At 43.5% G+C, this 2,181-nt stretch carries 4 protein-coding genes; all 4 read left to right on the top strand.

Features of this window, described 5'->3' with window-relative positions:
• The first annotated feature begins 41 nt into the window (after window positions 1–41).
• Complete coding sequence (locus tag RMO35_RS03800; RefSeq protein WP_309738670.1) at window positions 42–1,244, top strand: glycosyltransferase; 1,203 nt, start codon at window positions 42–44, stop codon at window positions 1,242–1,244.
• A 20-nt stretch (window positions 1,245–1,264) separates the two neighbouring features.
• Window positions 1,265–1,420: a hypothetical protein gene (locus RMO35_RS03795; protein WP_309738668.1), complete on the top strand. Its 156-nt coding sequence runs from the start codon at window positions 1,265–1,267 to the stop codon at window positions 1,418–1,420.
• Between the two features lie 19 nt (window positions 1,421–1,439).
• Window positions 1,440–1,817 carry a class I SAM-dependent methyltransferase gene (locus RMO35_RS03790; protein ID WP_309738666.1) on the top strand — a complete coding sequence of 126 codons (378 nt, stop codon included), beginning with the start codon at window positions 1,440–1,442 and terminating at the stop codon, window positions 1,815–1,817.
• A 98-nt stretch (window positions 1,818–1,915) separates the two neighbouring features.
• A partial coding sequence (locus tag RMO35_RS03785) for a glycosyltransferase (RefSeq protein ID WP_309738664.1) occupies window positions 1,916–2,181 on the top strand: 266 nt, incomplete at its 3' end.

The raw sequence follows: 2,181 nt of genomic DNA, 5'->3' as shown, positions 1-2,181 counted from the left end.
AGTGTCGAACCAGAATATCCTGATGATGTTGGGCTATATCAGTGAAAATTTTACATGTAATTCCTTCAGTCTCTCCCGTTAGAGGGGGGACGAGTCGAGCAGTCCTAGATATGGTGCGTGCGCTGCGAGACAGCGGAATCGATGCAGAAATTGCGACAACTAACGATGATGGGAACGATCTTCTCGATGTGCCACTGGGTACGCTGACCCGGTATGATGGCATCCCTACTTACTTTTTCCCCCGCTTCTCGCCACCGCTGAATGCCCTACGTGAGTTTGCTTTTTCAGGAGCGTTTACGACTTGGCTATTTAGACATATCGCTAAGTATGACTCGATCCACGTTCATGCGATATTTTCCTACACGTCTACTGTGACGATGGCGATCTCCCGGCTGCGAGGAGTTCCTTATCTGGTGACACCACATGGGATGCTCTGTCAATGGTCGCTCGATCGAGGTGGTCGGAAAAAGCAAATTTATTTGAAGTCGATCGAACGAGCCAATCTCGATCGTGCTGGCGCTATCCACCTAACCTGCGAACAAGAACGCGATGATTTCATGGCTTTAAACTTGAAAGCTGAGACATTTGTGCTGCCATTGGGTTTAACTGAGATACCAGCCAAAATCCCAGATGCTGCTAATTTGCTACGGCAAAATTTGAATTGTCCCGCAGATGAACCGATTATTCTCTTTTTAGCTCGACTGCATTACAAGAAGGGATTGGACTATCTGATTCCGGCACTCGGTAAACTTCGAGAACGGCGGTTTACCTTCGTACTGGCAGGTAGTGGTACCCCAGAGTATGAAGCAGAGATTCAGTCGTTATTAAGAACCGCAGGGATTGAGGATCGCACTCGGATGGTTGGTTTTATCGAAGGAACTCAAAAAGATTTATTACTTCAAGGAGCCGACTTATTTGTCTTAACTTCCCACTCGGAAAACTTTGGGATCGCTGTTCTAGAAGCTTTAGTTGTTGGTACCCCCGTGTTATTAACTCCTGGTGTTGGTCTATCTACTGTCGTTCGCGAGCGCGAGCTTGGTTATGTCGCCGATCTGAATATTGAGGCGATTACCGAGGCACTCGATCGATATTTAACCGAGCCTAATCGCGCACAACAAATGGGTATACATGCCCGTAAGTTTACCATCGAGAACTACAATTGGGATAAGATTGCCACAGACCTAGTACGTGTCTATGAAGCGATCGTCGATCGACAACCAATCTCTTTGTCAAATCAGTCATAACAACCCACATCATTTAGCTCATGACAACAATACCATCTCAGTTCGAGTATCAATACTCCTCTAGTCAACTCGACCATACATATGATTACTTGACTACCCCGTTATTGGCAATGCTGCCGCATCCAGCGGCTCATCCTGACGGACAAAAAATTAGAGTTTTAGATCTTGGGCGGTAATGGTAGTTTTAGCAACGTTTTGACAAAGCTTGGCTATGCAGTTGTTGGCGTAGAAGAATCAGCCGCAGGGATCGCGCTGGCTCAAAAAAACTACCCTGATTGCCACTTTATCCAAGATAGCATCTATGAAATGTCCAGCCCAGAGCTACAACATAGTTTTGATGCAGTTATTTCGGTTGAAGCGATCGAGCATTTATTTAATCCAAAAGCGATCGTCACAGCCGCTAAATATTGTCTCAAACCTGGAGGAAAATTTATTCTGACAACTCCCTATCATAGCTATCTTAAAAACCTAGCTCTAGCGATATCTGGTAAACTAGACAATCACTTTACAGCTTTATGGGATGGGGGACATATCAAATTCTTTTCAGTACCAACATTAACCAAACTTCTCTAAATAGAAGGCTGTCAAGATATCCAGTTTAAGTATGCAGGTCGAATACCTTATCTATGGAAATCTATGATATGTATATGTAATACAAATTAGTAATGTTAATGAAAATCGAATATATTACTCCACTCATTCTTACTTATAACGAGGTTCCAAATATCCAGCGTACGCTCCAAAAACTAGACTGGGCAACAGAAATTATTGTCATCGATAGTTATAGTGAAGATCGGACGCTAGAAATTCTCAAATCTTACCCAAAAATCAAAATCTTTCAACGTAAATTTGATACCCACGCTCAGCAGTGGAACTACGGTCTAGAACAGGTAAAGTCTGAGTGGGTCTTGTCTTTAGATGCAGATTATGTATTGAC

The organism is Chamaesiphon sp. OTE_20_metabat_361, from assembly GCF_031364565.1.
Note: the sequence above shows the minus strand (reverse complement) of the source record. Positions and strands in the feature narration are given on the sequence as shown.

Coding starts and splice junctions, on each gene's coding strand:
- RMO35_RS03795 (WP_309738668.1), top strand. CDS start 1,265: ATGACAACAATACCATCTCAGTTCGAGTATCAATACTCCTCTAGTCAA.